The organism is Candidatus Binataceae bacterium (assembly GCA_035650475.1).
Classification (GTDB): domain Bacteria; phylum Desulfobacterota; class Binatia; order Binatales; family Binataceae; genus JAKAVN01.
On sequence record DASRHP010000004.1, the window covers coordinates 71,330 to 89,589 of the forward strand.

Consider the following 18,260-nt stretch of genomic DNA (forward strand, 5'->3'; position numbering starts at 1 on the left):
GGCGAGCGTTATACTAGCCGCGCAGGTTGGTCCCGCGCCATAGCAGCCGGGCCGAAGCAAAGCACAAATCAAACGTCAGTTCAGAACCGTCCGTTCCGCTCTCGCCGCCTCGGGCTGCGCGCGCTGCTCGCTGCCGTCTCGCAAAGCGTGCCTGAGAACCTCGTCCACCGTGTCCACGAAGATGAACTCGATCTCCTTGCGCACTTCCTCCGGGATGTCGTCGAGGTCGCGCTCGTTGCGCCGCGGCAGGATAACGGTTTTAATGCCCGCCCGGCGCGCGGCCAACACTTTCTCCTTGATTCCGCCCACTGGCAGAACCTTGCCGCGCAGAGTTATCTCGCCCGTCATCGCAACCTCCGGGCGCACCGGCCGCGCGCTCAGCAGCGACGCGAGCGAGGCGGCGATGGTGACGCCCGCCGACGGTCCGTCTTTTGGAATTGCGCCAGCGGGAACATGGATGTGGATGTCGGACTTGTCGAAGAAGTCGGTCGGAATCCCCAGTTGCGAAGCGCGCGAGCGTACGTAAGAGAGCGCCGCCTGCGCCGATTCCTTCATCACGTCGCCCAACGAGCCGGTGATGGTCACGCCCTTCTGGCCGGTCATCCGCGTGCTCTCGATAAACAGAATGTCGCCGCCGTTGGGCGTCCATGCCAGTCCGGTCGCGACGCCTGGCTCCTGGGTCCGTTCGGCCACCTCGGAGAAGAACTTAGGCGGTCCGAGGAAGCGCTGGAGCATGTCGGGCGTGATCCGCTCGGGCGGAGCCTCGCCCTCGGTTATTGCGCGCGCGATCTTGCGGCAGATGCGCCCGATCTCGCGCTCGAGATTGCGCAAGCCGGCCTCGCGCGTGTAGCTGCGAATAATCTCGGAAACCGCCTCGGGGGTGAACTCGATCTTCAGCGAACCGAGGCCGTTCTCGGACATCTGCTTGGGCACGATGTGGCGCTCGACGATCTGGAGCTTTTCCTCCTCGGTATAACCGGGCAGCTCCAGCACCTCCATCCGGTCGCGCAGCGCGGGCGGAATCGGGTCGAGCACGTTGGCCGTGGTCAGGAACAGCACCTTGGACAGGTCGAATGGCACGTCGAGGTAGTGGTCGGCGAAGGTGTTGTTCTGTTCGGGGTCAAGCACCTCGAGCAGGGCCGAGGCCGGATCGCCCCGGAAATCCATCCCGAGCTTGTCCACTTCGTCGAGGATGAACAGCGGGTTGTTGGAACCCGCGTTGCGCAGTCCCTGGATGATGCGTCCGGGAAGCGAGCCGATATAGGTGCGGCGATGGCCGCGGATCTCGGCCTCGTCGCGGATGCCGCCGAGCGACAGCCGCACGAACTTGCGTCCCAGCGCGCGCGCGATCGAGCGCCCCAGCGAGGTCTTGCCGGTGCCCGGCGGACCCACGAAGCACAAGATCGGGCCCTTGGTGTCCTGTTTGAGCTTGCGCACGGCGAGGAATTCGAGGATGCGCTCCTTGACCTTCTCGAGATCGAAGTGGTCCTCGTCGAGCACCGCCCGCGCGTGCTTGATGTCGAGGTTGTCGTCGGTTGAGGTCGCCCATGGCAGGCTGACCAACCAATCGAGGTAGGTCCGCACCACCGTGTGCTCGGCCGACTCCGGCGGGATCATCCTGAGGCGTTCGAGCTCCTTGTCGGCCGCCTTGCGGGCCTCCTCGGGCATGTTTGCCGCCTCGATCTTCTTCTGGAGGTCTTCGATCTCCGAGGAGCGGGCGTCGCCTTCGCCCAATTCCTTCTGGATCGCCTTGAGCTGCTGGCGCAGGTAATACTCGCGCTGATTCTTGTTGAGCTCAGTCTGGACCTGGGACTGGATCTTGTGGCCGAGTTCGAGCAGCTCGATCTCGCGCCCGAGGATGACGATGAGCTTCTCGAGGCGCGCGCGCACGTCGTTGGCGGCGAGCAGGTCCTGCGATTCCTCGACCGCGATCTTGAGGTAGGAAGCGACCATGTCGGTCAGCCGCCCCGGCTCCCGCACCTGCATTGCCATCACCTGGAGCTCGTCGGGCAGGTAGGGCACCAGCGAGACGAACTTGGAGAACTGGCTGACCAGGTGGGCTTGGAGGGCGTCGAGCTCTTTGTCGGCGGCCATCTCGTCGGCTACCCGCCGAACGTGGGCGCGGAAGTAGGGATCGACCTGGACGAATTCGCCGAGGTCGATGCGCGCGATGCCCTGGACCAGCACCCGCACGCTATGGTCCGGGTACTTGAGCATCTTAAGAATCCGCACCGCCGTTCCCCGCGGATACAGTCCCTCGGGCCGCGGGTTCTCCTCTTCGGGATTTTTCTGCGCCGAAAGCCCGATTATCCGGTTGGCCGCGCCGACATCCTCGATCAGGCGCAGCGAGGAGGCCCGGGAAACCAGGAAAGGGTGGATCTGATTTGGGAAGATGACGATGCCACGCAGCGGCAGCACCGGCAAAATGTCGGGAACTTCGACCTTGCTCAGATCTTCTTCAATGTCGAAGCGCTTCTCACCTCGGGATTTGTCTGCCATAGGCTGGTCCGCCTGCCCCCCTAGCGACCGAAACAAACGGCCGGCGCTTCCACCCCCGCCATCATTCAACGTAATATACGGGTCGGGAAGGCACAAGCTCAGTCTTTACTGTCAAATGTAGCCACGATCGCCAGCGCGCGCCATCGTGGAGGCAAACACTTGGCAAAGCATCGGTTCGAGAAGGTTTTCACACCGGCGGACGCCAACGCGCTCATCCCGCGGCTGGAGCTTTTGATCCGCGGGCTGCAGCTGGAGGCCGAGGCCCTGCGCGCCCGCATCCGCGAGCTGGCGCGGCGCGACCCCTCAGTCCCTGGCGAGGCGCTATCCGCTCTGATCGAACGGTTTCCCGACTTGCGCGATAACGCCGCACGGATAGCCGAAGCGGCCGCCCAAGTCGAGTCGCTGGGCGGCTTCCTCAAGGACATCGACCAGGGGTTGGTGGATTTCCCCTACGAGGCCGAGGACGACGTGGTCTTCCTCTGCTGGCAATTCGGCGAGCGCGAAATCGTGGCTTGGCACCCGGTCGATGGCGGTTTCGCCCAGCGTCGCCCGCTGCCCGGAGTCAGCAAGCCCTACCTGAACTGAGATCAACCCCGGAGGCAGCCACCCGATGCTTGCGTTGTTCGTCTACCTCCTGTGCCTGGCGTGCTGGCTGGGTGGGATGGTGTTCTTCTCGGCGATCGTGGCGCCGGTAATCTTCGCGCAACTTTCGATGCCCGACGCCGGTAAGGTGGTCAGCGCATTGTTCCCGCGCTACTACCTGCTCGGTTATATTGCCGGCGGGCTCGGCCTCGTTCTGGCGGTGTACCTTTGCGTGATGCGCGTGCCGCGGCTGTGGTGGGCGATGGCGGCTGTCGCGCTCGCGATCGCGCTTGGGCTCACCTTCTATGCGGGGCAGGTCGTGCGCCCACAGGTCGACGCTATCCGCACCGTCGCCGAGGAGGCTAACCCTGATCCCGCGCGGCGCGCCGAGTTCGACCGCCTCCATCGCCTGTCGGTCATCCTCAACGGGGCGATGATGGTGCTCAACCTGGCGGCGCTGTTCAGCAGCGCGGTCGCGCTGACTCCGCGACCCTGAGCGGCGTTTTTCTTCCGTGGCTGGCGGCGAAATCAAGGCGGTGGTGCTCGACCTGTTTGACACCCTGGTCAAATGGGAACCCGAACGGCTGCCGCTGTTCACATGGCGCGAGCGCACCGCCCATAGCACCATCCCGTGGGTTCTGCCCGCGCTACGCGAAGGGATGGGCGAAGGCTTCGCCCTGGAGGATTTCCTTACCGTCTATCACGAGGTGGTCGAGGAGATCGGCGCCGAACGCGAGCGCGAAGGCATCGAGATAACCTGCCACGAGCGCTTCGAGCGGACGCTCGCACGCCTGGGCCGGCCGGAGCCTGACGCCCGTCGCGCGTTCGCGCGCCATCTTACGCGTGTCCACATGCGCGGGGTGCGCGAGGTGACCTACGCGCCGCCCGAGCGCTCACACGCGGTGCGCCGGCTCGCCCCCCGTTTCCGCCTGGGACTGCTCTCCAATTTCGACGACGCCGAGACCGGGCGGGAGGTCCTGCTTGATACGGGCGTCGCCGAGTTGTTCGAGGCGGTGATAATCTCGGCCGAGGTCGGACTGCGCAAGCCCAACCCGAGGATCTACGCGCGGATGCTCGAGATGCTGCGGCTGGCGCCGCACGAGGTGCTGTTCGTCGGCGACACCCCGCGCGAGGACGTGCTCGGCCCCAAGCGTGCCGCGATGCGCGTGGCTTGGATCAACAAGCGCGGCGAGCCGCTGCCCGAAGGCATCCCCCCGCCCGACCTGACGGTGCGCGACCTGGCCGAGTTGCCCGCCTTGCTTGGGGTGTGACGCGATGGAGCGCCCGCCCGCGATAGCCGTGATCGGCGCCGGCGAGGCGCCGGCCGAGGTGCTCGATCTGGCCTATCGGGTCGGGAGCGAAATCGGCGCCCGCGGCGCAACGCTGGTCTGCGGCGGGCGGGGCGGCGTGATGGAAGCGGCCGCGCGCGGAGCACGCGAGCGTGGCGCCCATACCGTCGGCATCATCCCGGGCTTCGACCATCGCGAGGCCAATGAGTACGTTGAATTCGTCGTCGCCACCGGCCTCGGCGAGGCGCGCAACGCGGTCGTCATCGGCAGCGCCGACGCGGTCGTCGCGCTGGCGGGCGAGGGCGGCACGCTCAGCGAGATCGGCTTCGCGCTGAAGCTCGGCCGCCCGCTGGTCGCGCTGCGCGCCTGGCGCAATCTCGAGGGCATCACGCACGCCGACAACCCAAGGGCGGCCGTCGAGACGGCGCTCCGGATGGCCGAGGAACGGCGGCCCGGACGGCGCCGAGCGGAGAGGTCGCGATGAGCGACGCGCACGTCGGCGCAGTACTGGCCGAGATGGAGGCCGGGCCGTTTTCGGCGGCGCTGCGGCTCAAGATCGAAGAGTACGCCGAAGGGACGGCGGTTGTGCGGATGCCGTTCGACCTGCGGAGCCTCAATGCCGGCGGCCCCGACGTTCCGATCCACGGCGGCGCAATCGCCGCGCTTGCCGATTTCGCCGCTTGCGCCGCGGTTTGGACGCTGCCGGCGACCCGCCGCAGCGCAACGATTTCGATCACCGTCAACTACACCGCGCCAGCGGTGCAGAGCGACCTCATCGCGCACGCGCAGGTGCGCCGCCACGGGCGGCGCGTCGCCAGCATCGCGGTCGAGGTCCACGATAGCGCCGGCGCGCTGGTCGCCGACGCGCTGGTGACCTACAAGATTGCCTGACGCCCGCGCCATATTCGCCGCAATTCGCGCGGCGGCCGATCGCCATGGCCTCAACCTTGCCGCGGCGGTGCCGGTCGAGCGCTACGACGCGAGGGTCAAGCCGGCGGCGCGCGCGGCGGCGATTGACCCCGCCGCGCGCTCGATGGTCGTGCTCGGCAACGGCGGCGGCGCGCTCTGGACGGCGCTCAACGGGCACGCTGCGCGCAACCACGGATGGTGGGAGCGCGAGAACCCGCTCGACGATTTCATCCGCGAGGTGGTCGAGCGCGACGCCGCCGCCCCCGCGCGCGATGCGGGCGTACGATGTACGATTGCCTACCCGTTCATCAACGGCGGCCCCGCGCTCGATTTCGTCGCGCTCGCGTGCGCTGCCGCAATCGCTGCACCGAGTATCCTCGGCGTCGCGGTCCATCCGCTCTTCGGGCCGTGGATCGCCTTTCGCGCTGCGCTTCTGCTTGACGTGGTGCTCGATGAGCCGGGCGAGGCGGCGGGCTTCGATCCGTGTCCCGGATGCGTCGCGCGCCCGTGTCTGGCCGCGTGTCCCACGGGCGCGGTGCGCTTTCCCGCCGGATGGGACGTGGCGCGATGCCTGACGTATCGCGTCGAGCAGGAGGCCGATTGCGCCGGGCGATGCCATGCGCGGGCGGCCTGCGTGCTCGGCCCCGGGCATCGCTATTCCGACGACGAGTTGGCGTACCATCAGATGCGCGCGCTGCACGCGATGCGCCCGTACTACGAGGCGCACATCCGACCGACGCGGCGCTAGGCGGGCGCGCCGCTCTCTGGCGGAAGGTGCAGAAGGGAGTGCCGAGCGTCGCCCGTGCGGCCTACTTGCAGGAATTGAGCCGATGGCGGTCGAGCGCCGGCAGCGACGGCTCGGCGGTCTCGTCCTCTTCGGCCCACGGTGGCGGCTGATCGCGCTCGGTGTAGGTCTTAAGCTCCGGGCGCATCGGGTTATACACCTCGCGCGCCTGCTCGTCGTACCACGCCAGCATCTCGCGCATGTTGCCGTCGCGCCCCTGCTCGGCCAGAACGCGCGAGCGATGCATCAGCAGCTCCTTGGTTTCGACGAAGTCCTTGCGGTCGAAGCCCCAGATGCGTGGATGGACGTAGGTGTCCATCCGGATCGCGTCGCACGGGCAGGCCTCGACACACAGCCCGCAGTAAATGCAGCGCAGGGTGTCGATCTCGTAGCGCACGGGGAATTTTTCGACGTGGGGGTCGGGATGCGCGCAGGCCTCGATGTAGATGCATTGCGCGGGGCAGGCGGTCGCACACAGGTAGCACGCGGTGCATCGCACCGAGCCGTCGGCGCGCAGGGTCAGGCGATGGCTGCCGCGGTAACCCTCGGAGTAGGGCTTGCGCTCGTCGGGGTACTGGACGGTGGTTGCCGCCTGGCGCTGGCGGGCTAGGCCGAAGAGGTGCGCGACATGCAGCGCAAAGTTGCGCATGAAATGGGCGTTGATCGTCGCGAGACCACGCAGCACCTCGCCGAGGTACAGGCGTTCCCACAGCGTCATTTCTTCGCGTCGTTTCATCGTGGTCGGGATGCGGCGCAGGGGGTAAGGCGTTAACTCGGCGCCCACTATAGGAGGCGCCGGCGATCGGAATCAAGCCTGCCCCGTTTCCCCTTGGGGCCGCTGCCAACGGCGCCTACCGAAGGCGCGTCCAAGCCGGGTCTGTCAGCCCGGAACAACTTCCAGCGCGACGGTGGTGTCGGCGGTCGCGACCGCGACCGAGCCGTACAGCGGTCAGTGCCGCTTGTAGAACTCGACCATCTCGCGCGCCTGCGCCTCGCTCACTCCCACCATCACGAATTTCAGCCGCGCGTTCTCGAACACCGCCGGCCCCTCGCGCTTGGCCTGGGTGTCGATCAGTCCTTCCATGCTGACCTCGACGCGCTTGAGCGCCGCGCCGGACTGCCTGGCCAGTCGTTCCATCATGAGCGTCGCACAGCCGGTGATTCCGGCCAGGAACAGCTCGCCCGCACCGGGCGCCTCGCCGGGGCCGCCGTGGTAGGCGCCGTCGTCGATCACGGCCTGGTTGTGGCGCGCGGTCCAGATGTGGCGGCCGGGAATGCCGGTCGAGACGGTTGTGACCTTGGGCGTGATGTAACGCTCAGCCATGGGGACGCCTCCTCGACGTTTGCTACGCGGCGACTTGGGTTGTGCCCTGGAAGGCGGGGCGTTCGGGGTCGCAGATGTAGCGAATGCGCGGCATCGCGATGTCCGCGACCGCGTAGCTTATCGAGATCGGGTTGCGCGGCTTGAGGTTGCCGGCGGCGTCACCCCACGCCGCGTTGTCGAGCACGCGCAGCACCGGGCGTCCGCGCTCGGCGCACGAGAAGGTGAACTCGGGATCGACCTGGATCAGGACAAGCTGGCCGTCGTCCCTGTTGCGCGCCAGATGCATGCTCGCGATGTACTGGATATCGTTGCCGGAGAGCAGGTCGCGGTCGAGCATCTCGAACTCGAGGATCGTTCTTCCCTCGGCGCCGACGTGGCCGATCACGCGGTCGTGGCGCAGCGTGAGTTTGACCTCGCCGGGCGCGGTCGGATAGCCCCATCGCTGCGCCAGTTCGCGGCGTGCCTCTTCGTTGTTGCAGAAGGTGCGCAGGACGAAATCGCGCGGACGCACGCCGGCGCGCCCCGCGATTTTGACCTCGCCCAAGGCATACGGGCCCACCGGACTTTCGGGGCAGAGCGTCACCGTGCAGGTCATGTAGGCGGGGATCGACGGGTGCATCGTGCGCGGGATCAGCCAGTCGCCGAGGTCGTCGTCGATCTCGTGGTTGAGATTGAGGATCTGAGCCTTTTTGAGCGTCCACGGCTCGGTCTTGTAGCCGTGGATCTCGCGCGCGTACTTCGCGCTGAAGGCTTTTACGTCGAGCTTTCCCAGACGCGGTGGCATCAGCGGCCTCCCGCCGCGGCGGCGGCCTGCTGCTCGCCGCGGAAGTGCGGCATCACGTGCTTGGCGAACGTGCGCAGGCTTTCGAGCACCTCGGCTTGCGGAATCGTCTCCAGCGCGTTGAGCAGGAAGTTGACCCGATCGACGCCCACCGACTCCCACGCCTTGCACGCCCGCAGCACGCGCTCGGGATCGCCGATCGCGATTCCCTCGGGCACGCCCATGTCGTCGCCCGGACCCGAGGCCTCCCGGCGCAGGGTCGGCAGCAGCCCCAGCGATGGATACGAGCGCGTCGGGTAGGCCTCGCGGCAGGCGAGCAGCTGGGCAGCGAGGAAGTTAAACGTGCCGAGCAGGCGGCGTCCGTTTTTGACTCCCTTCTCGGTGTCCTCGTGGCAGTACAGGAAGTTGACTGTGCTGACCTGCTCGTTGACGAACTCGCCGACCGGCTCGCAATCGCGGATGATGCGCCGGTAGTTCTTGATCTTCTCGGCCTGCTCCTTGAACGAGCCAAAGGTGAGCCCGAGGCTGCCCAAGCCGCGCTCGGCGGCGTCGATTTCGGTGCCCGGGCTGGTCACCGCGACCCACATCGGCGGATGCGGCTTCTGGTAGGGCTTGGGGATGATCGTCCGCACCGGCATGGAGAACGCGCGACCCTCGTAACCGAAGCGCTCCTGGGTCCACATCCTGGGCAGCACGTGCACGAACTCGTCCCAGGTCTTCTTGGTCTCGTCGGGATTGGCGCCGAAGCCGCCCAGCTCGGTCCAGGTGGCCGAGCGTCCGGTGCCGACCTCCAGCCGCCCGCCCGAGACGATATCCATCGTGGCGGTGCGCTCGGCGATTTTGATCGGGTTGTTGAACTGCGGGACGCAGACGATGATGCCATGGCCGACGCGGATGCGCCGGGTCTTCATCGCGCAAGCGGTCAGAAAAATCTCGGGCGCCGAGCAGTGCGAGTACTCTTCGAGGAAATGGTGCTCGACGGCCCAGACCTGGTCGAAGCCCAGCTCGTCGGCGAGCATCACCTGCTCCAGGCAGTTGTCATAGACGCGCTTTTCGGCTTCGCGGTCCCACGGGCGCGGCACCGAGATTTCGTAGAAAAGGCCGAATTTCATCGTGGTTCCTCCCGCTACAGGGTTCGGTTTAACGCAATCCCGGCGCGAAGGGAAAGTCCGCACGGAGAGGGCTGGCGATGAGTCCCGCCCGATCTCGCCGCGGATTCTTGCGCTGCGCTCAAGCGGGCGCGCCGGCGTGCAAGTCGGACCCCTTACGCTCTCGGCCCAGACTTATCACGATCGCGGCGCCGACCAAAGCGATCCCGGCCACCGTCGCCAGCGCCGCCGCGTACGACATCCGTTCCGCCAGCAGCGCCTCGACGAACGCCGCGTTGGCGGCAAACATCACCCCGAGCTGATAGGCGAGCCCGGTGAACAGCCCGCGCACCTCGGCAGGCGCGAGCTCGGCCAGGTGCGCCGGGATTACTCCCCACGCGCCCTGCACCATGAACTGCATCACGAACGCCCCGGCTCCGAGCCACAGCAGCGAATGCGGATAGACCCATAGCGGCACCACCAGCAGACCGCACAGCGCGGCCCCCGCCATCGCTTGTCGCCGCCCCGCGCGGTCGGACAGCCACCCCAGCACGAGCCCGCCGATTAGCGCGCCGACGTTGTAAACCAGCGCCAGGGTGGCGACCGTGCGGGAGTCGAGCCCGCGCTCGCGCTGGAGAAAGGTCGGATACATGTCCTGGGTGGCGTGCGCGATGAGGTTCATCGTCGTCATCAGCACGACCAGATACACGAACAGTCGCAGGTTAGCGCGCACTGCGCGCCAGATGCGCGAGCTGTCCGGGCGCATCCGCTCCCACGCCGGCGACTCCGGCACCTTGGCGCGGATATACAGCGTCAGCAGCGCCGGCGCGCCACCCAGCACGAACATCGCGCGCCATCCGAAGTGCGGAAAGACGAAGTAGAAGGCCCCCGCCGCGAGCAGATAGCCCACCGCGTACCCTTCCTGCAGCAGCCCGGAGAGCAGTCCGCGCCAGCGCACAGGCACCGCCTCCATCGCGAGTGCGGCGCCCACGCCCCATTCGCCGCCCATCCCGATCCCATACAGCCCGCGCAGGATCAGGAACACGGCGTAGCTCGGCGCGAGCCCGCTGAGCGCCTCGATTATCGAGTAGAAGATGACGTCGAGCATCAGCGGTGTGCGCCGGCCCCATCGGTCGGCGATCCAGCCGAAGAGCAGCGCTCCCACCGGACGCATCATCAGAGTGGCCGTGATCGTAAAGGCGACGTCAGCGACCGAACGATGGAACTCGCGGGCGATTGCCGGGACAGTGAAGATCAGGACGAAGAAGTCGAAGGCGTCGAGCGTCCAGCCCAAAAACGCCGCCGCCAGCGCGTGGCCCGCGCCCGCCGCGGCGGCGGCCTGCGGTTCAGCGATTCGGGCCCGCGCCCGTCCGGCCTCCATAGGCTGCATGTCATAGTCGATATGCTTGGCGGCGCAAAGCCCCATTGCGCACGCCGCTCTTTGGCCGAGAAGACCACGGCGGGCGCTCGGAGCCCCGACCGCTAAATCTGGATCCACCTTGGGCCGCAGGGAATCTCGCCGTGCGGGCAGCCGTCCGAGGCCTCGTATCCCACAGCGCGCCGATTGAACGCGCGCGGCAAATGCGCCATGCAGATAGCATGCGATTGGCGCTCGGAGCGGCATTGTCACTGGTGACCGTCGGCTTTTCGACCCCGCTCCTGACGCGGCATCCGCTTTCGGCGTCGGCCGCCGCGGCCGCCGAGCCGTTCCGCTTTCCGGCCGTGCTGCGCACCGGCAAAAGGGTCGGCGACCTGATTCCCGGCGTCACCAGCTTGAACGATGCGCTCAGGATGTTCCCGGCTGCGCCGCGCGACTTCCCGGGTAATCCGCGCGCGCCGGTCAGCTTTCCGGTAGCCAAGCTCGGCGACGTCCAGCCCGAGCCGACGCTGGTTTACAACCCGCCCGATACCACCTACGCGTTGTTCTTCGACGACAACAGCAAGCTCGTGATCATTGAGGACGCCCGCCCACCGCTGCGCGGGCTCGGCCCGCGCGAGATCCACAAGCGCTATCCAATGCTCAAGGACATGGGACACGACGAACGCGTAATCGAACTCCAGGGCGAAGTGCGGCCGTGCGTCGTGATGATGGTGCTGTTCGATGCCGCCAGCCGCAAGGTGAGCGCCATCGCGTACGCGTTCACGTGCGCGACCGGTGCGGCGCAGAGCACGATGCGCGATCCGGATGGGCGGCTCGCATGCCGCGCCGCGGCGCGCGGCGCTTGAGGCGAGGGCGCGACGTGGGTTATTTGACCGTCGGCGGCTAGTCAGGGGAATCGGCGAGGCGACGGCGATGTTCAACGGCAGCAAGGTTATCGACGCCGACGGGCACGTGATGGAGCCCAACGCGCTGTACGACGAGTATCTCGAAGCGCGCTTCAGGCCGGACCTCGAGGAGCTCAAGCGCGAGGCGGCCGCGCTGCCCTCGCAATTCTTCTTCGGCATCTTCCACCGTCTGAACACCGGCCGCCCGCTCGGGGTGATTAACCCCGAGCGGCCGCTGGTGCGTTCGGGACGCAGGCCGCCGGGCGAGGCGCCCGATACGCGCGGCGGCTTCGACCCGCACGTCAGGATCAAAGACATGGCGCGCGAGGGAATCGACATTGCGGTGCTGTTCGCGACCGTGGTGTCCAGCTTCTGCGCGCTCAAGACGGTCGAATTCGAGCTCGCGATGATCCGCGCGTACCATCGATGGCTCAAGGAATACTGCGCGGCCTATCCGTCGCGGCTCAAGGGCGTCGCGGTGATGCCGATGCGCGCGCCCGCGCTCGCCGCCGAAGAAATCCGCCGCGTCGCCAAAGAGCCGTGGTGCGTCGGCATCTATCTCTCCGGCCATATCGAGGACAAGCTGCTCGACCATCCGACGCTCCATCCGATCTGGCAGGCCTGCCAGGACGAGGACCTGCCAGCCTGCTTCCACGGCGGCACCGCCCGCCCGCCCTACGGGCTTGGCACCTTCGAGATGACCAACAATCTTTTCCTTCAGCACTCGGCGACCAACCCGTTTGAAATGATGCGCGCGATAGGCGCGCTGGTCGGCGGCGGCGTGCTCGACCTCTTCCCGCGCCTGCGCGTGGCGATTCTGGAGGCGGGCGTCGGATGGCTGCCGTACTGGATGGAGCGGCTCGACGAGCACTACAAGTTGATGCCGGAGTATGTGCCGCTTCTGAAGCGCGCGCCCTCCGAGGCGCTCCGCTCGTCCCAGTTTTTCATCTCCTGCGATCCCGACGAGGAGACGCTGCCCTACGTCGCAAGCTTCGTCGGTGTGGACCATATCCTGTACGCTTCCGACTACCCACACTTCGACGGCCGCTTTCCCGACACCGTCCGGCTGACCGCGGGGCGCGCGGAATTCAGCGAGGCCGACCGCCGTAAGATCCTGTGGGACAACCCGCGCCGGCTGTACTCGCGAATTTCGTGAGCCCGGGCGCGCCGCTGCGACCCGACCTCGTGGATAGGACCGCACGCCTCGTCGCCGGCACGCTGGCCGCCGAAGTCTGCGCGATGGCGGGGTATGCACCGTTCGCCTCACTGCTGGTTGAGCTTTCGCGCCTGTGGCGGCTCGATCCGGCGCATGCCGGATGGATCAGCAGCGCCTACCTTATCGGCTATGCGCTCGCGGTGCCGATGCTGGTCGGGATGACCGACCGCGTCGACGCGCGTGCGATCTACGTGGCGGGGTCGGCGCTTGGCGTGATCGGCGGCGCTGGCTTCGCCTGGTTCGCGCACGGCTTCTTCAGCGCCTTTATCTTCCGTGCGATCGCCGGAATGGCGCTGGCGGGGACGTACATGCCGGGCCTGCGGATTCTGACCGAACGCCTTGCGCCGCGTGCGCGCATCCGTTCGGTGCCATATTACACCGCGATGTTCGGAGTGGGTGCGAGCCTGTCGTTCTGGATAAGCGGATGGGCGGCGCAGCGCTGCGGATGGTCGGGTGCGTTCTGGGCGGGCGCAATCGGGTCGGCTGCTGCCGGCGCGCTCGTTCTCCTCGGGACCGTCGCGATTCCGCGCGCGCCCGACCTCGATGGCGCGCCGGCCGCCGCGCGCCATCCCCTCGACTTCCGCCCGGTGCTCCGCAATCGCGCCGCGCTCGCCTACGTTCTTGCCTATGGCGGCCATTCACTGGAACTGTTCGGCTTCCGGGCGTGGCTGCCCGCCTACCTGCTGTTCGCATGGACGCGGCTTGGCAACGGACCACCGGGCTCGAGGATCACCGATTGGGCGATGGTGATCACGGTGACCAGCCTTCCCGCGAGCATCATCGGCGCGGAGGTGGCGATGCGTCGGTCGCGCAGCCGTCTGATCCGGTTGGTTGCCGGGGCGAGCGCGCTCATCGGTCTTTGCACCGTGGTTGTCGGACGGCTCTCTTTTGCAGCGGCGGTCACAGCGCTGTTCGCCTACGCAGCGGCAATTTCGGCCGATTCCGGCGCACTTACGGCGGGTGCGGTTGCGGTCGCCCGACCCGGCGAGCAGGGTGCGACGCTGGCCGTCTACTCGCTGGTCGGATTCGTCGGTGGCGCGCTCGGGCCGCTGGGCGCGGGAGTTGCGCTTGGCCTGGGCGGCGGGCTGTCGGCGCTGACCGCGTGGTATTTGGCGTTCGCCGCCGTCGCGGGGGGCTCAATTGTAGCGGCGGTGGCAATTTCCTTCGCTCCGCTCACGAGTTCGGTTTCGGCCTAGCGCCGGTGGGCTGCCATGCCTCCGCCCTTTCACTGGCGCGGCGGGATGCGCGCGATGCGGTAAGCCGGATGGTCGGGCAACAGGCGCCGCTGGCCGGCTCCGAACAGATGCTCGCGCAGGGTCTTCCCCTCGTAACTCGTGCGCAGGCGCCCGCGGCGGTGCAGCTCCGGAACCACCAGGTCGATGAATTCGGCGAAGCTGCCCGGTTGGTAGATCGGCACCAGGTTGAGGCCGTCGATGCCGGTTTCGTCCACCCACCGCTCGACCTCGTCGGCGACGCGTATCGGATCGCCCACGACGAGCGGAATCAGGCTCGCCAGCTTCATCTCCTCGCGTGCGTCGGCCAGCGTGAGCATCCGTCCCGGATAGGCGGCGGAGAACCATCGCGCCGCCGCCTTGATCCCCTCCGATGGGAAGCGGTCGAGCGGCTCGTCGTCGCGGAACTGCGCAAGGTCGATGCCGGTCCATCCGCCGAACAGCGCAAAGGCGCCGTCGGGACTGGCGTACGAGCGCAGGCGACTCTCCTTCAGCCGGGCCTCCTCGTCGGTCTCGGCGACCACCACGGCGAGGCCGAGCAGGAGCTTGACGTGATCGGGGTCGCGGCCTTCGGCGCGGATGGCGCTGCGAATACGCGCGACGCGCACGCGCGCGGCCTCGATGGTCGGATAGGTGACGAAGAGCGCCTCGCCGTGGCGCGCGCCGAAGGCGATGCCGCGGCCGGACTGTCCGGCCTGGAGCAGCAGCGGCGTGCGCTGCGGCGACGGCTCGCACATATGCGGCCCGGCGACTTCGAAGTATTTGCCCTTATGGTTGATCGCGCGGACGCGGGCGGGGTCGGTGTGTATGTCCCGCGTGGAGTCGCGTACCACTGCGTCTTCCTCCCAGCTTGCCTCCCACAGCTTGTACACGACCTCCATGTATTCCTCGGCACGCTCGTAGCGCCGGTCGTGCGGCAGCATCTCGCCCATCCCGTTGCGGCAGGCGCTGGCGAGGTACGAGGTCACGATGTTCCAGCCGACCCGCCCTTCGGTGAAATGATCGAGCGACGAGAAGAGTTTGGCGGTATGGAATGGCGGGTAGTAGGAGGTGCTGTAGGTCGAGATGAAGCCGAGATGGCGCGTCGCCTGCGCCATCGCGGGGAACAGCACCGTCGGATCGTTGCCCGGAAACTGCACCGCGTGGCGAATCCCGGCCTCGGCGCTCCCGCGATAGACGTCGTAGGCGCCGTGGACGTCGGCGAAAAACAGCGAATCGAAGCCGCCCGACTCGAGCAGGCGTGCAAGTTCGACCCAGAACCGCGTCGAGGTGTACCCCTGCGAGGTGCGGTCGCGCGGGTTGCGGAACTGGCCGAAGGACTGAAGCGCGGCCGCGCACTGGTTGAAGGCGTTGAGATGGATTAGCTTCTTCATCGCGACGAGTTTTACTCCGCCCCGCGCACGCGCTATAGGCGTGGGGCCGATGCGCGGCGCGCCGCGCCTGCGCTAAAATAATACCGACATGCGCTGGACAATCGACAAAGTGCGCCAGTCGTTCCTTGATTTTTTCCGGGAGCGCGGCCATCAGATCGTGCCCTCGGCGCCGCTGGTGCCCAAGGGCGACCCGACCCTGCTGTTCACCAACGCCGGGATGGTGCAGTTCAAGGACTATTTCCTCGGCATCCGCACGCCCGCCTCGACGCGCGTCGCCGATTGCCAGAAGTGCCTGCGGATTTCCGGCAAGCATAACGACCTCGAAGCCGTCGGCCGCGACTCCTATCATCACACTTTTTTTGAGATGCTCGGCAACTGGTCGTTTGGCGACTATTACAAGCGCGAGGCGATCGAGTTCCACTGGAAACTGATAACCGAGGTCTGGGGCATTCCCGCCGAGCGCCTGTGGGCGACGGTCTATAAGGACGACGACGAGGCCGAGCAGGCTTGGCTGGACCACGGCTTTCTGCCGCGCGCGCGAATCCTGCGTTTCGGCGAGAAGGACAATTTCTGGGAGATGGGCGAGACCGGGCCGTGCGGCCCGTGCTCGGAGATCCATATCGACCGCGGCGCGGCGGCGGCAAAGGACTGCACGCATCCGGGGACGGAGTGCGCGGTCAACGTTGACGGATGCTCGCGCTACATCGAGTTGGCCAACCTGGTTTTCATCCAGTACAACCGCGACGCGGCGGGCAAGCTGACGCCGCTGCCGATGAAGCATGTCGATACCGGCACCGGCCTGGAGCGGGTGACGGCAGTGTTGCAGAGTCTCGAAACCGGCAAGGTGCTGGGCAATTACGACATCGATTTGTTCCAGCAGATAATCGCCAGCATCGACGACGTTGTGGGGCGCATAGGCGACCATTTCATCTACGGGCGAGATGGCCTGGCCTCGCAAGCAGTTGGCACGTCTTTCCGCGCGATCGCCGATCACGCGCGTGCTATCGCCTTTCTGGTTGCCGAGGGCCTGAGACCCGGCAACACCGAGCGCGAGTATGTGTTGCGGCGCCTGATACGGCGGGCCGCAACGCACGGCAGATACCTGGGAATTAAAGCCCCATTCCTTGCGGAGATTGAGCGGTCTGTTATCAAAGGTATGGGAGAAGCATATCCCGAGCTAGAGGCTCAGCCCATCTGTGACGTAGTCACGGACGAGGAGGGGAGGTTTGGCGAGACGCTCGACCGCGGGCTCGAATTGCTCCATCCCGAGCTTCGTAGGCTGTACGTTTCGAGGCAACGAACGCTGTCAGGAGACCTCGCCTTCAAGCTGTACGACACATACGGATTTCCCCTTGATCTCACGCAAGACATCGCGCGCCGTTTCCTTGGTGACTGGCCGATCGAAGTAGATGTCGCCGAGTTCAATCGCCTGATGGCGGAGCAGCGCGAGCGGGCGCGTGCCGCGCGCAAGGAAGAGGCCGGCGCGCCCGCGATCAAGCTCGAAGCGGGCGCAACTTCGCGCTTCGTCGGACACCATCGCTACGAGGCCGAGTCCGAAGTGATTGCGGCCCACCGCGAGGGCGACGGCCGCATCATCCTGGTTACCGCCGAGACGCCCTTCTATCCCGAGGGCGGCGGCCAGATCGGCGATCGGGGCGTGATCGAGACCGCCGACGGCACAATCCTGGAAGTCCTCGACACGCGCAAGGGCGACGGCGTCATCCTCCATATCGGACGGCTCATCCGCGGTGAGCCGGGCGAGTTCGAACGCGGGCGGCGGGTGCACCTCAGCGTAGATCGCACTCGGCGCGACGCCGCGATGCTCAACCATTCGGCGACCCATATCCTGCACTACGCGCTGCGCGACGTCCTTGGCCCCGGGGTCCATCAGGCGGGCTCGCTGGTCGCGCCCGACCGCCTGCGCTTCGACTTCAGCCATAGCGGCCCGGTGGGTGAGGGCGACCTCTCGACGATCGAGGAGGAGGTCAACGCGCGCATCCGCGAGAACGCCGAGGTTACGACCGAAGAGATGGCCTACGACGAAGCGATCAAGGCTGGTGCGCTCGCGTTTTTCGGCGACAAGTACGGCGACCGTGTGCGCGTGGTGCGGATGGGTGACTTCTCGGTCGAGCTGTGCGGGGGCACCCACGTCTCGCGCACCGGCGACATCGGATTCTTCAAGCTCGAGGCTGAATCGGGGGTCGCCGCCGGCGTGCGCCGAATCGAGGCGGTGACGGGACAAGGTGCGCTGGAGACGATTCGCCGCCGCGAGCGCATCCTCGCCGAGCTGGGCTCCCATCTAGGGGCGCGCGAGGAAGCGGTGCTCGAGCGCCTGGAACGGCTGCTCGCACGCGAGAAAGAGCTGGAGAAGAAGCTCCGCGCGCTCGAACAAAAACTCGTCGCCGGCGACGGCGGGGCCGGCGCGGGGGCCGAGCAGGTACGCGAAGTCGGCGGAGTCAAGGTCGTGACTCGCCGGGTCGAGGGCGTGGACGCGCGTGCGCTGCGCGAGATGGCCGACCGCTTGCGTCAGAAGCATCGCTCGGCCGTGGTTGCGCTAGGCGCGGTCGCGGATAGTAAAGTCGCGCTGCTGGTTGCGGTCACGCCCGACCTTACCGCGCGGATCAAGGCCGGTGACATAGTCCGCCAGATCGCGCCGATGGTCGGCGGGTCGGGCGGCGGGCGGCCAGACTTTGCCCAGGCCGGCGGGCGCGATCCCTCGGGACTCGACGCCGCGCTGGAGCGGGTCGCCGCGCTCGTCGGATGATCGTTCGGCCGCCGGGGGAGTTATTGCTATCGACGATACGTCGAAGTGCCCTTTAAATGAGGGCGCGAAACGCGCTACGATCGTGGTGAACGCGGTGGACTGCGGTCCGCATCGAGACGAGGCTTAGCGCAGCCATTTCTCAGCCAAACACCGA

General features: G+C 67.0%; 17 protein-coding genes. 10 read left to right on the forward strand and 7 right to left on the reverse strand.

Annotation, left to right across the window (positions count from 1 at the left end; genetic code table 11):
• Positions 1-75: 75 nt before the first annotated feature.
• The gene (gene lon, locus VFB33_01240; protein ID HZO80293.1) at positions 76-2,499 is read right to left on the reverse strand and encodes an endopeptidase La; all 2,424 of its coding nucleotides are present in this window, start codon (positions 2,497-2,499) and stop codon (positions 76-78) included.
• A gap of 159 nt (positions 2,500-2,658) precedes the next feature.
• Here lon and VFB33_01245 point away from each other — a divergent pair, with 159 nt between their 5' ends.
• From VFB33_01245 to VFB33_01270, 6 genes are read left to right on the forward strand one after another with little or no spacing between them, the layout of a single operon-like run.
• Positions 2,659-3,084, forward strand: coding sequence for a DUF2203 domain-containing protein (locus tag VFB33_01245; protein HZO80294.1), 426 nt, complete (start codon positions 2,659-2,661; stop codon positions 3,082-3,084).
• A 25-nt stretch (positions 3,085-3,109) separates the two neighbouring features.
• Positions 3,110-3,577, forward strand: a complete 468-nt coding sequence (locus VFB33_01250) for a DUF4149 domain-containing protein (protein ID HZO80295.1) — start codon at positions 3,110-3,112, stop codon at positions 3,575-3,577.
• Positions 3,578-3,593: 16 nt separating this feature from the next.
• On the forward strand, positions 3,594-4,352 hold the full coding sequence (locus tag VFB33_01255; GenBank protein ID HZO80296.1) for an HAD family hydrolase: 759 nt from the start codon (positions 3,594-3,596) through the stop codon (positions 4,350-4,352).
• A gap of 4 nt (positions 4,353-4,356) precedes the next feature.
• Positions 4,357-4,854 carry a TIGR00725 family protein gene (locus VFB33_01260; GenBank protein ID HZO80297.1) on the forward strand — a complete coding sequence of 166 codons (498 nt, stop codon included), beginning with the start codon at positions 4,357-4,359 and terminating at the stop codon, positions 4,852-4,854.
• The gene (locus tag VFB33_01265) at positions 4,851-5,261 is read left to right on the forward strand and encodes a PaaI family thioesterase (protein HZO80298.1); all 411 of its coding nucleotides are present in this window, start codon (positions 4,851-4,853) and stop codon (positions 5,259-5,261) included. Before VFB33_01260 ends, VFB33_01265 begins: the two co-directional genes overlap by 4 nt.
• The gene (locus VFB33_01270) at positions 5,254-6,027 is read left to right on the forward strand and encodes a hypothetical protein (GenBank protein ID HZO80299.1); all 774 of its coding nucleotides are present in this window, start codon (positions 5,254-5,256) and stop codon (positions 6,025-6,027) included. The genes VFB33_01265 and VFB33_01270 overlap by 8 nt, the downstream gene beginning before the upstream one ends.
• 61 nt (positions 6,028-6,088) lie before the next feature.
• On the opposite strand, the gene VFB33_01275 is transcribed toward VFB33_01270, so the two are convergent.
• The 5 genes from VFB33_01275 to VFB33_01295 form a co-directional block, all read right to left on the reverse strand.
• A complete protein-coding gene (locus tag VFB33_01275) occupies positions 6,089-6,799 on the reverse strand; it encodes an NADH-quinone oxidoreductase subunit I (protein ID HZO80300.1) in 711 nt (236 codons plus the stop codon).
• Positions 6,800-7,012: 213 nt separating this feature from the next.
• Positions 7,013-7,387, reverse strand: coding sequence for an OsmC family protein (locus VFB33_01280; GenBank protein ID HZO80301.1), 375 nt, complete (start codon positions 7,385-7,387; stop codon positions 7,013-7,015).
• A gap of 22 nt (positions 7,388-7,409) precedes the next feature.
• Entirely contained in the window at positions 7,410-8,171 is a 762-nt protein-coding gene (locus VFB33_01285; GenBank protein ID HZO80302.1) for a hypothetical protein, read from the reverse strand.
• Positions 8,171-9,280, reverse strand: a complete 1,110-nt coding sequence (locus tag VFB33_01290; GenBank protein ID HZO80303.1) for an LLM class flavin-dependent oxidoreductase — start codon at positions 9,278-9,280, stop codon at positions 8,171-8,173. The genes VFB33_01285 and VFB33_01290 overlap by 1 nt, the downstream gene beginning before the upstream one ends.
• A 118-nt stretch (positions 9,281-9,398) precedes the next feature.
• Complete coding sequence (locus tag VFB33_01295; GenBank protein ID HZO80304.1) at positions 9,399-10,682, reverse strand: MFS transporter; 1,284 nt, start codon at positions 10,680-10,682, stop codon at positions 9,399-9,401.
• Positions 10,683-10,861: 179 nt separating this feature from the next.
• Between VFB33_01295 and VFB33_01300 the strand changes: the two genes are divergently transcribed.
• From VFB33_01300 to VFB33_01310, 3 genes are all read left to right on the forward strand, one after another.
• Positions 10,862-11,482, forward strand: coding sequence for a hypothetical protein (locus tag VFB33_01300; protein HZO80305.1), 621 nt, complete (start codon positions 10,862-10,864; stop codon positions 11,480-11,482).
• Positions 11,483-11,549: 67 nt separating this feature from the next.
• Positions 11,550-12,677: an amidohydrolase family protein gene (locus VFB33_01305; GenBank protein ID HZO80306.1), complete on the forward strand. Its 1,128-nt coding sequence runs from the start codon at positions 11,550-11,552 to the stop codon at positions 12,675-12,677.
• 29 nt (positions 12,678-12,706) lie between these two features.
• The gene (locus tag VFB33_01310; GenBank protein HZO80307.1) at positions 12,707-13,933 is read left to right on the forward strand and encodes an MFS transporter; all 1,227 of its coding nucleotides are present in this window, start codon (positions 12,707-12,709) and stop codon (positions 13,931-13,933) included.
• Positions 13,934-13,962: 29 nt separating this feature from the next.
• On the opposite strand, the gene VFB33_01315 is transcribed toward VFB33_01310, so the two are convergent.
• Complete coding sequence (locus tag VFB33_01315; protein HZO80308.1) at positions 13,963-15,342, reverse strand: LLM class flavin-dependent oxidoreductase; 1,380 nt, start codon at positions 15,340-15,342, stop codon at positions 13,963-13,965.
• An 88-nt stretch (positions 15,343-15,430) separates the two neighbouring features.
• Here VFB33_01315 and alaS point away from each other — a divergent pair, with 88 nt between their 5' ends.
• The gene (gene alaS, locus VFB33_01320; GenBank protein HZO80309.1) at positions 15,431-18,106 is read left to right on the forward strand and encodes an alanine--tRNA ligase; all 2,676 of its coding nucleotides are present in this window, start codon (positions 15,431-15,433) and stop codon (positions 18,104-18,106) included.
• Positions 18,107-18,260: the final 154 nt, after the last annotated feature.